This is a genomic window from Sphingobacterium sp. UME9, assembly GCF_014170215.1.
Classification (GTDB): domain Bacteria; phylum Bacteroidota; class Bacteroidia; order Sphingobacteriales; family Sphingobacteriaceae; genus Sphingobacterium; species Sphingobacterium paramultivorum.
The window spans coordinates 205,367-226,681 of the sequence record NZ_LZZP01000012.1 but is presented as its reverse complement, the minus strand read 5'-3'; the positions used below and the strand labels follow the sequence as shown (position 1 = coordinate 226,681).

The 21,315-nt window shown below is 39.8% G+C and carries 18 protein-coding genes; 17 read left to right on the top strand and 1 reads right to left on the bottom strand.

Annotated features, from left to right (window positions below):
* Positions 1 to 207 precede the first annotated feature (207 nt).
* The 16 genes from A9970_RS18465 (at position 208) to A9970_RS18390 (ending at position 17,518) form a co-directional block, all read left to right on the top strand.
* The gene (locus A9970_RS18465; protein ID WP_182330152.1) at positions 208 to 1,470 is read left to right on the top strand and encodes a cytochrome c3 family protein; all 1,263 of its coding nucleotides are present in this window, start codon (positions 208 to 210) and stop codon (positions 1,468 to 1,470) included.
* Between the two features lie 37 nt (positions 1,471 to 1,507).
* The gene (locus A9970_RS18460) at positions 1,508 to 4,522 is read left to right on the top strand and encodes a TAT-variant-translocated molybdopterin oxidoreductase (RefSeq protein ID WP_153846061.1); all 3,015 of its coding nucleotides are present in this window, start codon (positions 1,508 to 1,510) and stop codon (positions 4,520 to 4,522) included.
* A 29-nt stretch (positions 4,523 to 4,551) separates the two neighbouring features.
* Complete coding sequence (nrfD, locus tag A9970_RS18455; RefSeq protein ID WP_046674137.1) at positions 4,552 to 6,036, top strand: NrfD/PsrC family molybdoenzyme membrane anchor subunit; 1,485 nt, start codon at positions 4,552 to 4,554, stop codon at positions 6,034 to 6,036.
* Between the two features lie 6 nt (positions 6,037 to 6,042).
* Positions 6,043 to 6,579, top strand: a complete 537-nt coding sequence (locus A9970_RS18450) for a DUF3341 domain-containing protein (protein WP_153846060.1) — start codon at positions 6,043 to 6,045, stop codon at positions 6,577 to 6,579.
* Positions 6,563 to 7,201, top strand: a complete 639-nt coding sequence (locus A9970_RS18445; protein ID WP_376778456.1) for a c-type cytochrome — start codon at positions 6,563 to 6,565, stop codon at positions 7,199 to 7,201. Before A9970_RS18450 ends, A9970_RS18445 begins: the two co-directional genes overlap by 17 nt.
* Before the next feature lie 19 nt (positions 7,202 to 7,220).
* Positions 7,221 to 8,456, top strand: coding sequence for a quinol:cytochrome C oxidoreductase (locus A9970_RS18440; RefSeq protein ID WP_153846059.1), 1,236 nt, complete (start codon positions 7,221 to 7,223; stop codon positions 8,454 to 8,456).
* A gap of 43 nt (positions 8,457 to 8,499) precedes the next feature.
* Complete coding sequence (locus A9970_RS18435) at positions 8,500 to 9,837, top strand: cytochrome c oxidase subunit II (protein ID WP_153846058.1); 1,338 nt, start codon at positions 8,500 to 8,502, stop codon at positions 9,835 to 9,837.
* Positions 9,838 to 9,865: 28 nt separating this feature from the next.
* Positions 9,866 to 11,737 carry a cbb3-type cytochrome c oxidase subunit I gene (locus A9970_RS18430; RefSeq protein WP_182330148.1) on the top strand — a complete coding sequence of 624 codons (1,872 nt, stop codon included), beginning with the start codon at positions 9,866 to 9,868 and terminating at the stop codon, positions 11,735 to 11,737.
* A 77-nt stretch (positions 11,738 to 11,814) separates the two neighbouring features.
* On the top strand, positions 11,815 to 12,858 hold the full coding sequence (locus A9970_RS18425) for a heme A synthase (RefSeq protein WP_070563550.1): 1,044 nt from the start codon (positions 11,815 to 11,817) through the stop codon (positions 12,856 to 12,858).
* 73 nt (positions 12,859 to 12,931) lie between these two features.
* On the top strand, positions 12,932 to 13,837 hold the full coding sequence (gene cyoE, locus A9970_RS18420; RefSeq protein ID WP_070563553.1) for a heme o synthase: 906 nt from the start codon (positions 12,932 to 12,934) through the stop codon (positions 13,835 to 13,837).
* The gene (locus tag A9970_RS18415; protein WP_182983304.1) at positions 13,837 to 14,418 is read left to right on the top strand and encodes a cytochrome c oxidase subunit 3; all 582 of its coding nucleotides are present in this window, start codon (positions 13,837 to 13,839) and stop codon (positions 14,416 to 14,418) included. Before cyoE ends, A9970_RS18415 begins: the two co-directional genes overlap by 1 nt.
* Before the next feature lie 9 nt (positions 14,419 to 14,427).
* Entirely contained in the window at positions 14,428 to 15,174 is a 747-nt protein-coding gene (locus A9970_RS18410) for a cytochrome c oxidase subunit 3 (protein WP_153846056.1), read from the top strand.
* A gap of 24 nt (positions 15,175 to 15,198) precedes the next feature.
* Positions 15,199 to 15,576, top strand: a complete 378-nt coding sequence (locus A9970_RS18405) for a cytochrome C oxidase subunit IV family protein (RefSeq protein WP_070563563.1) — start codon at positions 15,199 to 15,201, stop codon at positions 15,574 to 15,576.
* Positions 15,577 to 15,585: 9 nt separating this feature from the next.
* Positions 15,586 to 16,314: an SCO family protein gene (locus A9970_RS18400; RefSeq protein ID WP_182983303.1), complete on the top strand. Its 729-nt coding sequence runs from the start codon at positions 15,586 to 15,588 to the stop codon at positions 16,312 to 16,314.
* A gap of 7 nt (positions 16,315 to 16,321) precedes the next feature.
* Positions 16,322 to 16,867 (top strand): DUF420 domain-containing protein, encoded by a 546-nt coding sequence (locus tag A9970_RS18395; protein WP_182983302.1) that lies wholly within the window; start codon positions 16,322 to 16,324, stop codon positions 16,865 to 16,867.
* A 195-nt stretch (positions 16,868 to 17,062) separates the two neighbouring features.
* The gene (locus A9970_RS18390; protein ID WP_159730570.1) at positions 17,063 to 17,518 is read left to right on the top strand and encodes an ABC transporter ATPase; all 456 of its coding nucleotides are present in this window, start codon (positions 17,063 to 17,065) and stop codon (positions 17,516 to 17,518) included.
* A gap of 113 nt (positions 17,519 to 17,631) precedes the next feature.
* Here the strand turns inward: A9970_RS18390 and mtgA are convergent, their stop codons facing one another.
* Positions 17,632 to 18,396, bottom strand: coding sequence for a monofunctional biosynthetic peptidoglycan transglycosylase (gene mtgA, locus A9970_RS18385; RefSeq protein WP_182330146.1), 765 nt, complete (start codon positions 18,394 to 18,396; stop codon positions 17,632 to 17,634).
* Positions 18,397 to 18,533: 137 nt separating this feature from the next.
* On the opposite strand from mtgA, the gene mutS reads away from it, so the two are divergent.
* Positions 18,534 to 21,140: a DNA mismatch repair protein MutS gene (gene mutS / locus A9970_RS18380; protein WP_088160238.1), complete on the top strand. Its 2,607-nt coding sequence runs from the start codon at positions 18,534 to 18,536 to the stop codon at positions 21,138 to 21,140.
* The last annotated feature ends 175 nt before the right edge of the window (positions 21,141 to 21,315 follow it).

The following is a 21,315-nucleotide window of genomic DNA, read 5'->3' as shown; positions in this document are numbered from 1 at the left end:
TGGGACCACTTTAATAGTTTAATGTTGTTTTATCCTCGTTTAAACCCATTTGTTTAGAATGATTATAAATTGATATTAAAGGTCACAAAATTGTCAGCGATTTGTTAATAAATCATACTTTTGTGGCATTGTTAGGGGGGTAGTGGCTCCTTTAACCATGGGAGTTAATTTTTTACATTCACAAATAAATAGTATAAAGTGCTAAATATGAGAACTATCTCATCCGTTTTGGGAAGCCTTGCGAGGGTGGTGTCAACGAGTTTGATGCTATTATTTGCCGTTACGACGTTGCATGCGCAAGATGTCAAGGAAGGTGAAAAAATCTTCAAATCTAAGTGTACATCCTGTCACGCCATTGACAGAAAAGTGGTTGGTCCTGCTTTAAAGGGGATTCCAGAGACGAAAGACGAAGCTTGGTTAATCAAGTGGGTCAAGAACTCTCAGGCTTTAATTGCGTCTGGCGATGCTGATGCAGTTAAAATCTTCGAAGAGAACAACAAGCTTGTGATGACTTCTTTTACTGATTTATCTGACGATCAGATCAAGTCGGTATTAGCGTATATCACAGATGCTTCTAAGGAGAAACCGAAAACTGAAACTCCTGGTGGTGCTGGAGCTAAAGATGATAACGCGTCTATGTTCATGATTTTGGGCTTGATCGCAGTTGTTGTTTTGGCTGTAGTGGTTATCGTGGTGTTGAATCGTGTGATCCGTACCTTAGAAAATGTTATTGCTAAAAACCAAGAAGCTATTGCTGCGCAACAAGAGCCAGAAGATAGCCAACGTTTTGTGAAGTTTGCGAAAGCATTCGTTAAAAACAAGAAGTTGGTTGGCTTTACAGTCTTGATGTTGGTTGCATTATTAGCTGTAGGTGGTTGGAAAACCATGTGGAACGTTGGTGTTCACCAAGGCTATCAGCCGGTTCAACCAATTAAGTTCTCTCACCAAATCCACGCTGGTGTTAACAAAATTGAGTGTCAATACTGTCACGGTGGAGCATTTAAATCTAAAAATGCGTCTATTCCATCGGCCAACGTATGTATGAACTGTCACAATACAATCACTGCTTCAGAGCATTATGATGGTGAAATTTCTCCGGAAATTGCTAAAATCTATCGTGCATTGGATTGGAATCCTGATACGCGTACTTACGGTAACAATCCGAAACCAATTCAATGGGTTCGTATTCACAACTTACCTGACTTTGCTTACTTCAACCACTCACAACACGTTGTGGTAGCTGGTGTTGAGTGTCAAACTTGTCACGGTCCAATCCAAAATATGGAAGAAGTATACCAATACTCTCCATTGACGATGAAATGGTGTGTTGATTGTCACAAAAAGACAGATATCAAATCGGACAATAAATACTATGAAGATTTGATTAAAGCACACGAAAGAATTAAGAAAGGTGAGAAAATGACTGCAGCCATGATCGGTGGTCTTGAGTGTGGTAAGTGTCACTATTAATAATTATTTGAAATACGCAATCTTATATACAGCTTAAATGGATAGCAATAAAAAATATTGGAAAGGTTTGGAAGAGTTAAATCAAACTCCTGCTTTCGTTGAAGGAAGCAAGGGTGAGTTTGCCGAATCTATTCCTGTAGAAGATGTATTAAACGAAGCTGGCTTGAGTACTAAAACTCCTCGCCGTGACTTCTTGAAAGCATTAGGATTTGGTTTGGGTGCTGTTTCTTTAGCGGCTTGTAACCGTACTCCTGTGCATAAGGCAGTTCCTTATTTGATTAAACCTGAAGAGGTAACTCCAGGTATCCCTAACTATTATGCTTCGACGTTCAACGGTCAAAGTATCTTGGTTAAAACTCGTGAAGGTCGTCCGATCAATGTTGAGCCTAACCCGAATGCGATTGGTTTGAACCAAGGTTTGGATTCAACAACTGCTGCTTCTGTATTGGATTTATATGATGAGTCCAAATTGAAACAGGCACAATTGAAAGGTCAAGATGTTGAGTGGTCTAAATTGGATGGGGAAGTTGTTAAAGCTTTGAATGCAGCAGCATCTTCTGGTAAACAAATTACGATCGTTTCTAACACCGTAAACAGTCCTTCGACGTTGGCGGCTATCGCTGCTTTTGCAACGAAATTCCCAACAGTTAACCATGTACAATACGATGCTGTTTCTTACAGCGGTATTATTGAGGCGAATAAAGCTTCATTTGGTAAAGCTGTTGTACCTTCATATAATTTTGAAAAAGCAAATGTGATTGTTTCAGTTGCAGCTGATTTCTTAGGAACTTGGTTAGCAGGTGAGGAGCATACACAACAATACGCTAAAAACCGTGATTATAAATCGTTGAAAAACGGAAAAATGTCACGTCACGTGCAATTTGAGTCTGGTCTTTCCATGACGGGTACAAATGCGGATGCACGTATTGCAATCAAACCTTCGGAAGAAGGAGCTACATTGGTTGCTTTATATAATGCAATCACTGGTCAGTCTTTGGCTGGTGCTACTGCAAACAAAAAGGCACAAAAAGGTGTCGCTCTAGCGGCGAAAGAATTGGTAAACAACAAAGGCGCAGCAGTTGTTGTTGCTGGTTCTAACGATGTCAATGTACAGGTATTAGTTAATGCAATCAACGTTGCATTAGGTGCTTACGGTACAATCATCGATTTGGATAACTATTCTAAACAATACCAAGGTTCGGATTCTTCGTTCCAAGCTTTCTTAGCAGCAGCGAAATCAGGTCAAGTTGGTGTTGCATTCTTCTTGAATAGCAACCCGGTGTATGACTACTTCAAAGCAGATGATGTAAAAGCAGCGTTGAAACAAGTTCCTTTCACCTTATCATTTTCGCAACGTGCGGATGAAACAGCTTCTGAATTGACAGCGATTGCTCCAGCAAGTACGTTCTTGGAATCTTGGGGTGATGCGAATCCAAAAGAAGGTTTGTTCTCTATCGTTCAACCAACAATCAATCCTGTTTTCAAAACACGTCAAGTTGAACAAAGCTTGTTGACTTGGGCAGGAAATGATACCGATATGTACAACTTCGTTAAGAACTTGTGGTCTACACAAATCTTAGCGGGTTCTACGAAAAACTGGGATGCTATATTGCAAACTGGTTTTGAATATAAAGGTGCTAAAGCGGCAACAGCTCCTGCATTTACAGGAAATGCTGCAGCAGCGGCTTCGGCAATTGAAGCATCAAGCAAAGCAATTACCGGTGAGTTTGAGTTGAAACTTTACGAGCCTTCTGCACTTCGCGATGGTCGTTATGGAAACAATGCTTACTTGCAGGAATTGCCTGACCCGGTTTCTAAAGTAACTTGGGATAACTATGCTGCTCTTAACCCGAAAGATGCTGAGAAATTAGGTTTGGGTGAAGATGGTAAAGTAACTGTAAAAGCAAATGGTGTTGAATTGGAATTGCCAGTTGTACAACAACCAGGTCAAGCACAAGGAACAGTTTCAGTTGCTGTAGGTTACGGCCGTACAAAAGTTGGTAAAGCAGGTAATGAAGTTGGTAAAAACGCATTCCCTTTTGCTTCTATCATCAATGGTACAGTACAAGGTGTTGCTAAAGCAACTGTAGCGAAAGCGTCTGGTACTTACCAATTGGCACAGACACAAACACACCACACGATCGAGGGTCGTAACGTTATTCGTGAAACCACATTTGCGAATTATTTGAAAGATCCTAACTCTGAGGCAGGACGTTTTTCAGATAATCACAAAACATACGATTTGTGGAACAAATATGAGCAACCTGGTCACAAATGGGTGATGGCGATCGACTTGAACGCATGTACAGGTTGTGGTGCTTGTATCGTTGCTTGTAACGTTGAAAATAATATTCCTGTTGTAGGTCGTGATGAGGTTCGCCGTCGTCGTGAAATGCACTGGTTACGTATTGACCGTTACTATACGATCGAAGGAAAAGATCAAGATCTTACAAAAGAGAAAGAAATTGCGCGAGCTTCGGCTGATTTAGATTTCGAAGATATCACTGTTGTTCACCAACCGATGTTGTGTCAACATTGTGGTCACGCACCTTGTGAAACGGTTTGTCCAGTATTGGCAACAGTACACTCTTCAGAAGGTTTGAACCATATGGCATATAACCGTTGTTTTGGTACACGTTACTGTGCGAACAACTGTCCTTTCAAAGTTCGTCGTTTCAACTGGTTTGCATACTGGAATGATTCACGTTTTGACAACTACTTGAACAATGAGTTCACACAATTGGTATTGAATCCAGATGTTGTTACTCGTTCACGTGGGGTAATGGAGAAATGTTCAATGTGTATCCAACGTATTCAAGCAGGTAAATTGCAAGCTAAGATTCAAAATCGCAAAGTTAAAGATGGCGATATCCAAATGGCTTGTCAACAAGCATGTTCTGCAAATGCAATCATCTTTGGAGATGCAAATGATCCAGAATCAGAAGTATCTAAAGCATTACGCAACGAGCGTGTTTATTACGTACTTGAGGAAATCAATGTTCAACCGGGTATCGGTTATATGACAAAAGTTAGAAACACTTTTGAGGCGTAATCTTGTACAATATTTGAAATAAAAATACTATGTCATCGCATAACGAATCAATATTAAGAGAACCATTAATGACCGGTAAGGACATTACGTATGCAAAAATTACGGATGATATCTTACTACCGGTTGAAAATAAACCGAATAAAGCATGGTGGATTGGTTTTACCGTTGCTGTATTAGGTGCTTTATTATGGGTAGTTAGCGTTAGTTATACCTTTTGGACAGGTATCGGCGCTTGGGGTCTGAATAAAACTGTAGGCTGGGCTTGGGATATCACCGACTTCGTATGGTGGGTAGGTATCGGTCACGCGGGTACGTTGATTTCAGCTGTATTATTAATCTTCCGCCAGAACTGGCGTAATTCAATCAACCGTTCTGCAGAGGCGATGACGATCTTTGCGGTAATCTGTGCGGCTACATACGTTGTAGCTCACATGGGTCGTCCTTGGTTGGCTTATTGGATTTTCCCACTTCCAAATCAATTTGGATCACTTTGGGTAAACTTCAACTCTCCTTTGGTATGGGATGCGTTTGCGATCTCAACTTACTTTACAGTATCCTTGGTATTCTGGTACTGTGGTTTGTTGCCGGATATCGCGACAATTCGTGACCGTGCTACTGGATTAAAACAAAAAATCTATTCTGTATTATCATTCGGATGGAATGGTTCAGTTAAGACTTGGCAACGTTTTGAAATCGTGTCATTGATCTTGGCAGGTATTTCTACGCCGCTGGTACTTTCTGTACACACGATCGTATCCATGGACTTTGCAACTTCGGTTATTCCTGGATGGCATACGACGATCTTCCCTCCATATTTCGTGGCGGGTGCGATCTTCTCTGGTTTCGCGATGGTACAGACTTTATTGTTGATCTTACGTAAAGTAATGAACTTTGAGAACTACATCACGATGTTCCACATTGAGTCGATGAATATCATTATCATGACGACAGGTTCTATCGTGGGTGTAGCTTATTTGACTGAGTTGTTTATCGCAATGTACTCTCGTTCAGAATACGAAATGTATGCTTTCGAGAACCGTATGTTGGGTCCGTACGCTTGGGCTTACTGGTCAATGATGACTTGTAACGTAATTTCTCCACAGTTATTCTGGTTCAAAAAAATCCGTACAAGTATTCCAATCTCATGGATCTTATCGATTGTTGTAAACATCGGTATGTGGTTTGAGCGTTTTGTAATTATCGTGACTTCATTGCACCGTGATTACTTGCCTTCATCTTGGGCAATGTTCTACCCAACTTGGACAGACGTAGGTATCTTTGTAGGTTCAATTGGATTATTCTTTACGTTATTCTTATTGTTCTTACGTTTCTTACCGGGTATCGCTATCGCCGAAGTGAAATTGTTGTTGAAATCATCTTCATTACAACATAAAACTAAATTGGCTCAAGAAGGCGCATTCCCTGAGGAACAAGTTAAGTACTTCCAAGAGTCATTAGAGAAATATGATTCAGTGACAGAAGAAGAGATTAAAGAATTATCAGTTAGAAAATAATCAGCAATGAGCAATACAAAATATATAATAGGTAGTTTTGCGGATCCCGATGAAATGATGCATGGGATCGACAAATTGCAAGCAAATAATATAAGTATTTACGACTGCTTTACTCCGATGCCTATTCACGGCATCGAAGCGAAGTTAGGTGTGAAACCTTCTCGCTTGCCTATCGCAGCATTTTGCTTTGGAGCATTAGGAACGACATTGGGTTTTAGTTTGTTGTATTATACAATGGCATACGATTGGCCGATGAATATCGGTGGTAAACCATCATTTGGTATGCCAAACTTTGTTCCGGTTACATTTGAGGTTACGATCTTATTGTGTGCCTTGGGTATGGTTGCTACGTTTTTCTTCCGTAACCACTTATTTCCAGGACGTGCACCTCGTGTAATGGACTTGAGAGCAACAGATGATCGTTTCATCCTTGCAGTAGATGCCAATGAAAATACAGATCACGCTTTGATCGATAGCTTATTGAAAGAAGCTGGCGCTGTTGAAGTTAAGTACAATGATAGAAAATATGTTAGCTATGAATAAGAAGAATTTACTTGGAACGCTATGCGCAGCTGTGGCATTGACAGCACTTGTTTCTTCTTGTGGTGACAAAACAACTCGTAGTACAGGTTTAGAGTTTTCTCGTAACATGTACGATCCGCTTGCTTTCAATCCGGATCAACCTAATGCGAATTTTGCTGATGGAAAAACAGCACAGGCACCTCCTAAAGGTACAGATCCAATTGGTTTCACTCGTTTTGAGTACGCCAATACATTAGAGGATTATGAACGCGCAGGAAGAGAAGCAAAAAGTCCTTTGGTCGTAAATGCCGAGAATCTTGAAAAAGGTAAAGCTTTGTTCACAACTTATTGCTCTATATGCCATGGAGTAGAAGGTAAAGGTGATGGTCCTATCACGAAAGATCGTAGCGTGACTGATTCAAGAGGCACTCGTCAATTAGAGAACTTTCCTCCGCCACCATCTTATCATAGAACAGATGCGGCGAGCTCTTCAAGAGGTGGTTTGATGGCTGACTTGACTGATGGTAAAATTTACCATACAATTTATTACGGACACAACTCCATGGGATCACATGCATCTCAATTGTCTCCTGAGGAGAGATGGAAAGTTGTTATGTATGTTCACGAATTACAAAAGAAATAATCTAACATCAGATATATAAATGGGAACTCACAGTCATCATCACGATTATAATTTCAACGAGCGATACGAGTTTGCTGGCAAAGCTAAAATGTTCAGTATTGTCGCTGTTGTACTAGGCGTAGCTGCTGTAGCTTTCGGGTTGCTTTCGGGCGATCACGTTACTGTAGAGCGTACTTATGCCAACTTGTTATTGATGGGTTATTACTTTACATGTGTATGCGCAGCTGGAACATTCTTTGTTGCCTTGCAATATGTAACACAATCTGCATGGTCTGCAGGTTTGGTACGTATACCTCAGGCTATGGCGGGTGTTTTACCAATTGCATCATTGATTTTATTGGTTATCGTAGGTTTAGGTTTAACCACACATAACTTATATCATCACTGGAATGCAGACGGTATCACTGATCCGCATAGTACAAATTTTGACCCTATTATCGCAGGTAAATCTGCTTATTTAAATGTTCCATTCTTCTTGATCCGTCAGGTCGTATTTATGGGTACATATAGCATTTTTGCCGTTATTTTTGCGAAACTTTCTTATAAAGAAGATTTGGAAGGCGGATTGACTTCTTATAAAAAGTCATTCAAATTGTCGGCGATCTTCTTAGTTATCTTCGGTTTTACTACACCTATCTGGTCTTTCGATACAATAATGTCTTTAGAGGCACACTGGTTTTCGACAATGTTCGGTTGGTATAACTTTGCAGCAATGTGGGTAAGCGGTATTTCATGTATCACGATCATCGTTGTTGTATTGAAGAAAGCTGGTTATATGAACTGGGTAAACGAAAATCATTTACACGATTTGGGTAAATTGATGTTCGGTTTCTCCATCTTTTGGACTTACGTTTGGTTTGCACAATTCATGTTGATTTGGTATTCAAATATTCCAGAGGAAACAGTTTATTTCTACAAACGTTGGGAACCTGAATACAAACCTTGGTTTTGGTTGAGTATTATCATTAACTTTGTGGCACCATTGTTACTATTAGTGGATCGCGATGCAAAACGTAAACAAAACGTGATGTTGTTCGTAGCGATTCTATTATTGGCTGGTCACTGGCTAGATTATTATATCATGATCATGCCTGGTACTGTTGCTGAACATAGAGGATTTGGTATCATTGAAATCGGAACTGCACTTGGTTTCTTAGGTTTGTTCATCTTTTTAGTGATGAGTAAATTGAGCAAACAAGCATTGGTGCCTAAAAATCATCCTTTCTTGGATGAGAGTTTGCATCACCAGATATAGTTTCACTTTTAAAGGAAGGTTACGTAAAAACGTTATAAAAGAAATGAGCTTTAAATTAAATAATAGATTCAAATCCATCTCGGGTTTTGTGCTTGCACTAGGATTGCTTTTTGCGACTCCTATCCTTGCAAGTCAACAAGATACAGTAGCATCTGATTCTGCTAAAGCGGCGACTACAGCAGTAGCTGCCCCTGCAGCAACGGATTCGGTTGCAAAAGATACAACAGCGGCAGCAGGTACTGCTGCTGTTGCATCTGCTAGTTCTTCTACTGAAGCTAGTGCTGCTGCTCCTGCTGTTGAAGAAGTGAAGCAAATAGACCCTCAGGTTTATAAAAACTTCACATATTATGTCTTGTTATTCTTGGTTATATGTACAGTTGTTGCCGTTATCGGTAAAGTACTTTCGATCTATGAATTGACAAGAAAGATGAACGGTAAATACAATCCGTTTGCGAATAACACGTTTCAATCTGCATTGTTATTCATTTTCTTGGTTGTATTCCTTTACGGTGTATATTGGTCATATGTACACTGGGGAGCCGCTTATTGGAGATCGGCAGTAACTGAGCACGGTGAGCGTATTGATACAATGTTTATCATTACCACAGCAATTACAACATTTGTATTGGTTATCACACACATCTTGTTGATGACATTTACATTCTTGTACCGCATGCGTGCAAAACGCCAAGCTTATTATTACCCACATAATAATGCGATCGAGAAATTGTGGACAATCGTTCCTGCTGTTGTTTTGACAGTATTGGTATTGTTCGGTTTCTTTACATGGAGATCAATCACAAATATTCCTGAGGATCTTCAAAAATCAGCATTACAAATTGAAGTATTGGGCGAGCAGTTCCAATGGAATGTACGTTATGCTGGTTCGGACGGTATTATTGGTAAACGTAATTATAAAATGACTACGCCAACGAACCCGTACGGTATTGACTTTAATGATAAAAATTCTTGGGATGATATTCAAGGATCTGAAATCTGGTTGCCTGTAAATAAACCTGTACGTTTCCATATCGTTTCAAAAGATATTATTCACTCTTTCTTTATTCCAGATTTCCGTGTTCAAATCAATGCGGTACCGGGGATGACCAACTATTTCCAATTCACACCTACTGTAACAACAGAAGAGATGCGTGATCGTTTGGGTGATTATAATTATGACTTTGTGATGTTGTGTAACAAGATCTGTGGATCTGGTCACTACAATATGCAAAAGAAAGTGGTTGTCGTAACTGAGGAAAAATATAAAGAATGGTTAGCTAAACAAAACAAGTATTTTACTGAGGATTTGCAAAAAGAGTTCAGCGGTAAAACAGCTAACGTGAAAAAGGATAGCGTACAAGTTACAGCATCTTTGAACTAATTAAGAATTTTTGAATATAAAATCGAATATGTCAAGTACAGTAATATCGCATAGCGCTGAACATCACGATTCGCACGGCCATCATCACGAAGAGTCGTTCATCAGAAAGTATATCTTCTCGGGTGACCACAAGATGATTGCTAAGCAATTCTTGATCACTGGTATCATCATGGCAGTTTTTGCGATGCTTTTATCAGTATTATTCCGTATCCAATTAGCATGGCCGGATAAAGAGTTCCCTATATTAGAAGTATTCTTGGGTAAATGGGCTGAAGGTGGTCGTATAAAACCGGAGTTTTTCCTTTCCTTGGTAACCATTCACGGTACCGTTATGGTATTCTTCGTGTTAACGGCTGGTCTATCAGGTACTTTTAGTAACTTATTGATTCCATATCAAATCGGAGCACGCGATATGGCATCTCCTTTTATGAACATGTTGTCTTACTGGTTGTTCTTTGTAGCATCAGTGATTATGGTTGCATCGTTCTTTGTAGAAAGTGGACCTGCTTCTGCTGGTTGGACGATCTACCCGCCATTATCGGCTGTGCCTACAGCAATCGCAGGATCTGCAACAGGTATGACGTTGTGGTTGGTGAGTATGGTTCTATTTGTAGCTTCACAGTTGATCGGTGGTATTAACTATGTAAGTACAATTTTGAACATGCGTACAAAAGGAATGGACTTATGGAAAATGCCTTTGACAATCTGGGCGTTCTTCTTAACTGCTATCGTGGGTATGTTGTCATTCCCAGTATTGGTTTCGGCGGTTGTTCTTTTGATTTTTGACCGTGCTGCTGGTACGTCATTCTATTTGTCGGATCTTGTTGTTCAAGGACAAATTTTACCAAACGAAGGTGGTTCACCAATTTTGTTCCAACACTTGTTCTGGTTCTTAGGTCACCCTGAGGTATATATCGTTGTTATGCCTGCTTTAGGTTTAACTTCTGAGGTTATTGCAACCAACTCACGTAAACCAATCTTTGGTTACCATGCGATGGTTTATTCGTTAATCGGTATCACCGTATTATCTTTTATCGTATGGGGTCACCACATGTTTGTAACAGGTATGAACCCGTTCTTGGGTGGTGTATTTATGATTACAACATTGATTATCGCGGTTCCTTCTGCTGTAAAAGCGTTTAACTATCTTGCAACGTTGTGGAAAGGTAATATCCGTTTCACTCCAGCGATGATGTTTGCTATCGGTTTGGTATCGTTCTTTATCTCTGGTGGTTTGACAGGATTATTCTTAGGTAATGCGGCTTTAGATATCAACTTACACGATACCTATTTTGTTGTTGCCCACTTCCACTTGGTAATGGGATCGGCGTCAATCTTCGGTATGCTTTGTGGTGTTTACCACTGGTATCCTAAGATGTTCGGTCGTATGATGAACACAAAATTGGGTTATTTACATTTCTGGTTGACTTTCGTTGGTGCTTACATGGTATTCTTCCCAATGCACTTTATGGGTATCGATGGTGTGCCTCGCCGTTACTATGCATTTACTGAGTTTGCTTTCATGGCGAAATGGGTTTCTGTAAACAAATTGGTAACTTGGGCTGCAATCATCGCTGCTTTAGGTCAGATAGCTTTCTTGTGGAACTTCTTTACATCGATTTTCTTCGGTAAAAAAGCACCACAAAACCCTTGGCAGTCAAACACGTTGGAATGGACTACTCCGGTAGAGCATATCCATGGTAACTGGCCAGGAGAGATTCCAACTGTACACCGTTGGCCTTACGATTACAGTAAGCCAGGTCATGGTGAGGATTTTATTCCTCAAAGTGTTCCTTTCTCTGAAACAATGAGCTCTAATTTGCCTCATGATTTCGAAGGAGACGAGGAAGCTGAGCGTATCCAGGCAGAATGGAATGCTCAAAATGGTAGAAAAGACTAATAAAATCTTATAAAATAGAGTAGGAATTCCTACTCTATTTTATAGAAGTTTGTATTTTAAGAGGTAGGGGTAGTATTATGTTTCCAGCAGCTGAGAAGCGATTTATAAAGACCAATTTTATAACGATAATTGTATTGTTTTTGGTCATTATTGCTGGGGGAGTTGTTCGGAGTACAGGGTCAGGAATGGGATGTCCAGATTGGCCTAGATGTTTTAACCGTATTATTCCTCCAACAGATATCTCCCAATTACCTCAAGGATATGAACAGCATTATATTGAAGGAAGAGCAAAGAAGAACGAACGTTTCGCGAAAATTGTAGAATTTTTCGGGGATAAGGAAATGGCTTACAAGCTCCGTACCGATAAGAGTATTTTGCAGCATGAAGAGTTTAATGTTGCGAAAACTTGGACGGAATATATCAATCGGTTGGTAGGCGTTGTTTCCGGATTCTGTTTGTTATTTACAGCTATTTATTCTTTCACCTATTTAAAATCAAAAAGCTCGATCGTTGTTTGGTCAGTGATTAATCTTTTTGTTGTAGTACTTCAGGCTTGGCTGGGATCGATCGTTGTATCGACCAATTTGATGCCCTGGATTATTACAGTACATATGCTCTTAGCCATTGTAATTGTTTGTATTAGTATTTATACATATTTCAAAGCAGTTACTTTGCGAAACAAGACCTTACTGGTCAATCGTTCTTTGGGTATATTAAAAGGACTTGCTATTGCTTCAATTTTATTGATGCTAACACAGGTAATTGTCGGAACGGGAGTTCGTGAGGAGGTTGATTTATTAACCGGTTCAACGATAGCCCGGACTGATTTTATAACAACTATTGGTCAACAGTTTGAGTTACATCGCTGGTTGGCATATTGTTCTTTGATTTTAGTTATTGTATTATTCTTTTTGGTCCGCACGAGTTTTAATACGGGTTCTAAGCAATATAAATTTGCTTTAATCGCATTGATTCTAGTGGGTATCCAAATGCTATCAGGAATTATCTTAGCTCGATTTGCAATACCTGCATTTGCACAGACAACGCATTTGGTGGTAGCGACGCTTCTATTTGGGGCACAGTTCTACCTGTTGTTATTGTTAAACAAGCAAAGGCACTAATCTTGGAATTCGGGATGTTTATGTTTAAAAGTACGTGTTTAATTACACTGATAGTAGGAGGTCTCTTTTAGTTATGAAAGAATTTATTTCAGATTTCAAAAAGCTTGTTAAGTTGAGACTTACGTTGACGGTCGTATTTTCTGCGTCAATTGCTTTTCTGATAGGATCAAAACAACAGGGTGATATATTCTGGTTCAATTGGTTATTGTTGACTATAGGTGGTTTTCTGGTGACAGGTTCCGCTAATGGTTTTAATGAGATCATTGAAAAGGATTTGGATAAACTGATGAAACGTACGGAAGACAGACCGTTGCCATCAGGCCGCATGACAACAGGACAGGCTTTGGTATTGAGTGTCTTTATGGGCATCTTAGGAACCTTGGTGCTTGTTCGTTTAAATTTTGTCGCTGGTCTGCTGTCGGTTTTCTGTATCCTTCTTTACGCATTTATCTATACACCATTAAAAAGAAAATCACCAATAGCAGTGTTTGTCGGCGCGTTTCCGGGTGCATTTCCGCCATTAATTGGATATTATGCAGCCTTTTCGCAAGATGATTTGGCCTACTATAGTGGACATAACGAAGCGGCAATTATTATTATTCCCTTTGTGTTGTTTGCTATTCAGTTTTTATGGCAGTTTCCGCATTTCTGGGCAATTGCCTGGGTTGTGGATGACGACTATAAATTAGCGGGTTTTCGCTTATTGCCGACGACAAAACGTGATAAGATATCTGCGTTTATGGTATTCATTTCAGGTTTGTTTATGATACCTGCAGGTTTTATACCTTATCATTTTGGCTTTGGTGGGATTTGGTTTACGATTGTATCCGTGGTCGGTGGTATAATGTTTGGTTATTACGGTTATTTGCTGTTTAAGAATTGTGATATTCCTTCAGCGAAGAAAGTGATGTTTACCTCATTTATCTATTTGCCTGTGACACAACTCGTATTATTGCTTAACTTTATTCCGTTGAAATAATGTTAGATATACAAGCACAAACTGACGAGAAGTTAGTACAGAGAAAAGCCCAAAAGTTCAACCTGTGGTTGGGTATGTTGGGTATGTTCATGATGTTTGCTGCGTTATCCAGTGGTTTCATTGTATATACAGCGAGCGGCGTGGACAAAGGGATTAAGACCCTATTGCCAAATGCACTTTTATATAGTAACTTGGTGATTGTGGTAAGTAGTCTAACGATGTTTTTAGCACATAGAGCGGCTAAAAATGGCGAGTCTTCCAAACAGCGGTTGTTTTTGATAACAACTTTTATTTTGGGAGTTGTATTTTTTGCCTTGCAAGTTCATGCTTGGAATGTATTGATCGATAGGGGTGTTTATTTTGTGAATAACAATGCATCGCAATCTTTTATCTACGTTTTTATCTGGATGCACTTGGCGCATATTATTGCGGGGTTGATCGTTTTGATTGGCGCGATTATAGGAATTAACAAACTTCCTAAAGACGGCAATCTTTTCCGCATGGATCTTGCCAGTATTTTTTGGCATTTTCTCGATCTTTTATGGATTTATATATATGTTTTCTTACTTTTGAATCAATAATAGTAAACAATGAGTACAACAGTATCGCAATTGGATAAGGTAAAAACTGGTCCATGGAATGGTGGAAAATCACCTTGGAACTTAGAGTATGGAAAAATCATGATGTGGTTTTTCTTGGTAGGGGATGCCTTCACATTTTCTGCATTTTTGGTTTATTATGGCGCACAACGATTTTCACACGCTGTATGGCCGGATCCTGATAAGGTTTTTCAATCTATTCCAGGAATTACTGACGGGGGGCAACCCTTAGTATTTGTCGGTTTGATGACATTTATTTTGATTATGTCTTCAGTAACTATGGTGTTGGCGGTTGAAGCTGGACATCGTAATTCGAAGCATGAGGTTGTTAAATGGATGTTATGGACAATCTTAGGTGGTCTTTGTTTCGTTGGTTGTCAGGCATTAGAGTGGACGCATTTGCACCACGAAGGCTTTTGGTTCGGACGTAATCCTGCTACTGATATTGCTACACATATGGAAGGCGGAAATGTTGTTGAAAAATTGAGCCATTTCTTTACGGGAGATGTGTCGTATACATCAGCACTTCAGTTTGCAAACCTATTCTTTACAATTACTGGTTTCCACGGTTTCCACGTAACTGTTGGTATTATTTTGAACATCATTATTTTGTGCATGACTTTAAATAATACTTTTGAAAAAAGAGGGTCATATTTAATGATTGAAAAAGTAGGTCTATATTGGCACTTTGTGGATTTAGTGTGGGTATTCGTGTTTACACTTTTCTACCTTGTTTAGTAAAACAATTTAATTACAAAAGCTATGTCACAATATCAAGATAATATCGCTCACGGAGAGCACGCTCACGAAGGTGGGTTGGATAAAAAGGCTATATGGAGAGTGTTTGGAGTACTTTTGGCCCTTACTTGCCTAGAGTTCTTAATCGCATTAGGCTTCGTTCACCACTGGCAAATTCTGTCTAAAGGGGTATTGGTTAATTCAATTTACATTATACTTACTTTAGTTAAAGCTTATTATATCATTGCATTCTTTATGCACTTGAAATTCGAGAAATCGAGCTTCATTGTCACTGTAGGAATCGTCTTTATTTTTATTATTTATTTTATTGTTTTGATGCTAGTTGAAGGAGGCCATTTAGCTTCTGCATTCCAAGAACATCAAATATTTCCAAATAAATAGATAAAGTGAATGGATAATAATACTGGACAAAAGAAAGGTATTAAAACTATATTGATCCTGGCTGTAATTCTTTTACTGCCAGGATTTTTATATTTTATACTAAATAAAAGTGGCTCGAATAGCTACGCTTCTTTGCCAATTTTTGGGAAGAAAGAGGTTCCGGGAACCACTCATCGTAAATGGGGACGTGATATTCCCGACACCATCTACCATACTGTACCCCCGGTTGATTTTGTGAATTACGATGGTAATAAGGTACATCTATTGGACAATGATACAACACTTTCTGTCGTCCATCTGATGTATTCTAGAGATGCTTCATTATCGAGGACGATGATTAAGCGTTTAGATCAAATCGCTAATCGATTTATTCAGAATAAGAAGGTCCGCTTGTATTCAATTACGGTTGATACGGCATACGATACACCAGAAGTGTTAGCCAAATACGCAAAAGTTTACAAACCTTGGACCAAATCTTGGTTTTTTGTGACAGATCCTTCTGTTGATATCTTTAAATTTGCCCGAGAGAGTTTGTTACAGGATGCACTTGTCAACAATGAAGGCAGCAAACCATTTATTATTGGGTCTAGTTATCTTTTACTCGATACAAAAGGACGGATAAGAGGGATGTATGACATCAATGTCAAAACAGATGTTGACCGTCTTGAAGATGAAATTAAATTATTATTGGTCGAGGAAATCCGAAACCATCCAGCTACAATAGAACAAAAGAGGTAATTATATCATGGAAGAGAGTCTTAACAAGGAAAAAAAGTATAGTAAATGGATTTGGTTGCTATCGATTGTTATACCGATAGTGGTTGCTATCCTTTTTACGGTGAATTTACAAAAGCTTGGTTATGATGTAAAACCGCTAACATTTTTGCCTCCTATCTACGCGGCTATCAATGGGATTACGGCTGTATTGCTTTTTTGGGCCGTGGCTGCGATAAAAAGGGGCAATAAGGCTTTACACGAGCGTTTGATCAAATGGTGTATTGCTTGTTCCCTAGCTTTTCTGGCGATGTATGTCGCTTATCACATGACTTCAATCGAAACGAAATATGGTGGCGAGGGAATTTTGAGACCGATCTATTTCTTTATCCTGATCACGCATATCTTGCTTTCCATTATCATCATCCCTTTTGTACTCTTTACATTTGTTAGAGGTATATCGGGTTCTTATGAGCGTCATAAAAAGCTTGCCCGTATCACTTATCCCATGTGGCTTTATGTGGCTGTTACTGGGGTGATCGTTTATTTAATGATCTCTCCGTATTATATTGGTTAGTGATAAGAGTTGAGGGTCAGGGTATTGTGATCAAGTACAATGGCACGCCGGATTCGATTTGTTGAATCTGGTTTAATATTTAAATGAAATTGGATGCGATGGAGACCATATTCCATGTATCCGGGAGTATAAACAGTATAGGATTAATCAGTTGATTCGTATCGGCTAGATGGATCTGTAAAAAATCATTCACATATGAAGCGTATCTGGATTTATCAGGCAGATCGCCTGTTAACGGCGACAGAGGGACAGGAGATTGTTACTGACCTGGAAGCTTTTGCTGAACAGTGGAAAGTACATGGAAAACCACTTTCTGCTTCTGCAGAATTGCGGGATAATCTTTTTATTATTCTTAAAGTGGACGAGGAAGTTGCCGCTGCATCGGGATGTTCTATTGATAGTTCGGTTCGGTTTTTAAAAGGAGTCGAATCGAAGTACGGTATTCAACTATTTGATCGCATGCAATTTGCATATAAAGCGGATCAGGGAATAGGCGTGGTTAACCGCGACGGATTTGAGAAGCTATTGGCAGACGGTACTATCAATGATAATACCCTTGTATTTGATAATACCATCACCCATGAGCATCAAATGGAAGATGCTTGGGTAATACCCTTCCATCAAAGCTGGCATAAACGACTTTTTAGATAGGTTGTAAAACAAATTATATAAGAAAGGCCATATGTTAATATGGCCTTTCTTTTTGATCTATAGATCTGTATTGCTTCTCTTCTGATCGATCCGCCGAACAGCGATATTTTCGCTTATTCAGGAATAGTATAATGATGCATATATTTTGCTATCGCATTTGCACGTCTATTGACATAAGCAGAAGGGTTACGCGCATCCCATTCTCTTGGGTTTGGCAATATGGCTATGATCAATGCGGCTTGTTTTTTGGAAAGATTGCTGCCTGTTTTGCTAAAGTAATACGAAGCTGCCGCATCGGCACCATAAACTCCCTGTCCCATTTCAATCACATTGAGATAAACTTCAAGGATGCGTTTCTTGCTCCAGAATGTTTCGATAAGAATGGTAAAGTAAGTCTCGAAGCCTTTTCTTAACCAGGAGCGCCCTGGCCATAGAAAGACATTTTTGGCGACCTGCTGACTGATTGTACTTCCGCCGCGTAATTTCTTTCCCTGTGCATTTTTTTTAATGGCATTTTGAATCCCTTGCATGTCGAATCCCCAGTGTGTCATAAAGTGAGCATCTTCTCCTGCGATGGCTGCTAACTTTAGGTTGTCCGAAAGTTCATCGTAATCCAGCCAGTTTTTTTCCAGTTTAAATCCCTTGCCCTGTTCTTTTAGCTCAAACCCACGTTGAATCATCAACCAAGTGATGGGAGGATTAATAAATCGCAGGCTAATGACCCAAAAGAGTGAAATACCAATAAAATAGAGGACTACCCGTGTCGCAATGCGCAGGATAGGAGATTTTATGGACTTCAATGGGTTGAAGGATGTTTTTTTGAAGGTATTTTGTTGTTTGCTGGACGTATTTTGTTTACCAGATCTTTTGATGGCCATGACTAATTTTTTTCGGATACAAACTTAGCTTATATTCTTGTTTAATGGAAATGATTTTGTCGAGAAGTTGAGTGTATCGTTTGCCAAAGCGACGATATTATCCTATTTTTACGCTTCATAAAAATTGATTTTAAAAGTTGGCAAAAGAAAAGAAAGTGACCCCATTGATGCAACAGTACAATGCGATCAAGATTAAGTATCCTGGAGCGTTGTTGTTGTTCCGTGTTGGCGATTTTTACGAGACATTTGGTGAGGATGCGATCAAAGCTGCCCAGATTTTGGGCATCGTTTTGACAAAGCGTGGCAATGGCTCGGAATCGGAAACTGCATTGGCTGGTTTTCCCCATCATTCATTGGAAACCTATCTTCCGAAACTGGTGCGTGCTGGCCAACGGGTGGCGATCTGTGATCAGCTGGAGGATCCGAAGACGACAAAAACAATTGTTAAGCGCGGTGTGACCGAGCTAGTGACACCTGGAGTCTCCTACAGTGACAATATTGTTCAACAGAAATCGAATAATTATTTAGCATCAATTTTTATCGAAAAGGAGCGGATCGGTATTTCTTTCTTAGATATTTCAACAGGTGAATTTCTGGTTGCTCAAGGTAGTGTGGCCTATATAGATAAATTGCTTCAAGGTTTTAAACCGAGAGAAATTATTCTTTCAAAAAAACAGAGCAAGGAGTTTACAGAGCAGTTTGGATCACAATATTACACCTATTTTCTTGACGAGTGGCCTTATACGGGTGATTATGCCACTGAAACGCTATTGAAGCATTTTGAAGTCTCCTCGATGAAAGGATTTGGTGTGGACCGCATGACTGCAGGAGTTGTTGCTGCTGGTGTAGCATTGCATTACCTCAATGAAACCGAGCATCGTAATCTGCAACACATTTCTACGCTTTCCCGTATTGAAGAGGACCGTTTTATGTGGCTGGATCGTTTTACGATTCGCAATTTGGAATTAATCGGATCGTTGAATGAAAATGCGGTAACGCTATCCGATGTATTGGATCATACATCCAGTCCAATGGGAGCGCGTCTGCTCAAGCGCTGGATCGTGATGCCGCTCAAAGACAAAAAGAGTATTCAGGAGCGATTGAATGTGGTCGATTTCTTTTTCACTAACCGTGATTTGCGGGATGAGCTGATTGGTCAGATCAAGCAGGTGGGAGATCTGGAACGTTTAATTTCCAAGATCGGACTGCAAAAAGCGAATCCGCGGGAAATTGTGCAATTGAAGCGCGCATTATATGCTATTGAGAAATTGAAGGAACTTACGGATCGTAAAGATGCTGATGCTCTTCGGACAATCTCAGATCAGTTAGATGCTTGTGCTGTTATACGTGAAAAAATCGAGCAACAGGTTCAGGCGGAGCCTCCTGCCGCAATCAATAAGGGGAGTGTAATCGCGGAAGGGGTGGACCCTGAATTGGATCGATTGCGCAAGATCGCTTTTGGTGGCAAGGATTATCTGCTTGAGATCCAAAAAAGGGAAGCGGAACTCACAGGGATTCCTTCTTTAAAAATAGCGTTCAATAATGTTTTCGGTTATTATCTGGAGGTCACAAATACGCACAAAGATAAGGTTCCGACGACGTGGATCCGTAAACAGACACTGGTGAATGCTGAACGTTACATTACGGAGGAACTTAAAGAATATGAAGAACAGATTCTCGGTGCTGAGGAGAAGATACAAGCGCTTGAGAATAGATTATATGCTGAGCTATTGGTTGCCATTGCTGAATACATCAAACCTATTCAACTCAACGCCCAGCTCATAGCCAAGTTGGATGTACTGCTTAACTTTGCTGTTGTAGCGGAGAAAAACTATTATGTAAAACCCGAAGTCAGCGAGAGCAAGATTTTGGATATTAAAGGTGGAAGACACCCTGTCATTGAAAGAAACCTGCCGATAGGTGAGGATTATATTACCAATGATACTTTTTTAGATCCAAAAACACAGCAGATTATTATTATTACGGGCCCTAACATGGCGGGTAAATCTGCATTGCTCCGTCAGACTGGATTGATCGTGTTAATGGCGCAAATTGGTTGTTTTGTGCCAGCAAAAGAGGCTAAGATTGGCCTGGTTGACAAAATTTTCACCCGTGTAGGTGCTTCGGACAATCTTTCTTCGGGTGAATCTACGTTTATGGTGGAGATGAATGAAACCGCGAGCATCATGAATAATCTATCGGACCGCAGTCTTATTCTTTTGGATGAAATCGGTCGTGGTACAAGTACTTATGACGGTATTTCTATTGCCTGGGCTATTGCCGAGTTTTTACATAATCATCCTGCTGCTAAGGCCAAAACCTTGTTTGCCACGCATTACCATGAATTAAACGAGCTGACTACTTCGCTGGATCGTATAAAAAACTATAATGTAACGGTGAAGGAGGTTAATAACAAAGTTATTTTCTTGCGTAAACTTGTTCCAGGAGGCTCAGAGCATAGTTTCGGAATCCATGTGGCAAAGCTCGCTGGAATGCCGCAAAAGTTGCTTAGTCGGGCCAATCAAATTTTGAAAAGGCTGGAGCAGGAGCGCACAGGTGGTGAGCAGATTAAAGATAGCATGCGCAAAATCCAGAAACAGGCCTACCAATTGCAGATGTTTTCTATTGATGATCCTGTCTTGAATAAGATCAGGGATATGCTGAATAATCTGGATGTTAATTCGCTTACTCCGGTTGAAGCATTAATGAAATTGGATGAGATACAACGCCTTTTAAAGAATTAAATCTTCCTTTTGGCTTGGGAAATTGATCTCAAGCGGAATTTTTTTCGATTTATATACGCCAGATGATGTTTTTTAAGATAGACATCATCTGGCGTATTTTTTTCTGAAAGTGTCTGGTCTTATTGGCCAGAAAGAACCTTCAGCTCGCTTTCATTGCTGTTGGTGTCTGCGAAGT

Bases quoted from the DNA above. Each gene is read 5' to 3' on its own strand.
- A9970_RS18465 (WP_182330152.1), top strand. From the start codon at position 208: ATGAGAACTATCTCATCCGTTTTGGGAAGCCTTGCGAGGGTGGTGTCA.
- A9970_RS18460 (WP_153846061.1), top strand. From the start codon at position 1,508: ATGGATAGCAATAAAAAATATTGGAAAGGTTTGGAAGAGTTAAATCAA.
- nrfD (WP_046674137.1), top strand. From the start codon at position 4,552: ATGTCATCGCATAACGAATCAATATTAAGAGAACCATTAATGACCGGT.
- A9970_RS18450 (WP_153846060.1), top strand. From the start codon at position 6,043: ATGAGCAATACAAAATATATAATAGGTAGTTTTGCGGATCCCGATGAA.
- A9970_RS18445 (WP_376778456.1), top strand. From the start codon at position 6,563: ATGTTAGCTATGAATAAGAAGAATTTACTTGGAACGCTATGCGCAGCT.
- A9970_RS18440 (WP_153846059.1), top strand. From the start codon at position 7,221: ATGGGAACTCACAGTCATCATCACGATTATAATTTCAACGAGCGATAC.
- A9970_RS18435 (WP_153846058.1), top strand. From the start codon at position 8,500: ATGAGCTTTAAATTAAATAATAGATTCAAATCCATCTCGGGTTTTGTG.
- A9970_RS18430 (WP_182330148.1), top strand. From the start codon at position 9,866: ATGTCAAGTACAGTAATATCGCATAGCGCTGAACATCACGATTCGCAC.
- A9970_RS18425 (WP_070563550.1), top strand. From the start codon at position 11,815: ATGTTTCCAGCAGCTGAGAAGCGATTTATAAAGACCAATTTTATAACG.
- cyoE (WP_070563553.1), top strand. From the start codon at position 12,932: ATGAAAGAATTTATTTCAGATTTCAAAAAGCTTGTTAAGTTGAGACTT.
- A9970_RS18415 (WP_182983304.1), top strand. From the start codon at position 13,837: ATGTTAGATATACAAGCACAAACTGACGAGAAGTTAGTACAGAGAAAA.
- A9970_RS18410 (WP_153846056.1), top strand. From the start codon at position 14,428: ATGAGTACAACAGTATCGCAATTGGATAAGGTAAAAACTGGTCCATGG.
- A9970_RS18405 (WP_070563563.1), top strand. From the start codon at position 15,199: ATGTCACAATATCAAGATAATATCGCTCACGGAGAGCACGCTCACGAA.
- A9970_RS18400 (WP_182983303.1), top strand. From the start codon at position 15,586: ATGGATAATAATACTGGACAAAAGAAAGGTATTAAAACTATATTGATC.
- A9970_RS18395 (WP_182983302.1), top strand. From the start codon at position 16,322: ATGGAAGAGAGTCTTAACAAGGAAAAAAAGTATAGTAAATGGATTTGG.
- A9970_RS18390 (WP_159730570.1), top strand. From the start codon at position 17,063: ATGAAGCGTATCTGGATTTATCAGGCAGATCGCCTGTTAACGGCGACA.
- mtgA (WP_182330146.1), bottom strand. From the start codon at position 18,396: ATGGCCATCAAAAGATCTGGTAAACAAAATACGTCCAGCAAACAACAA.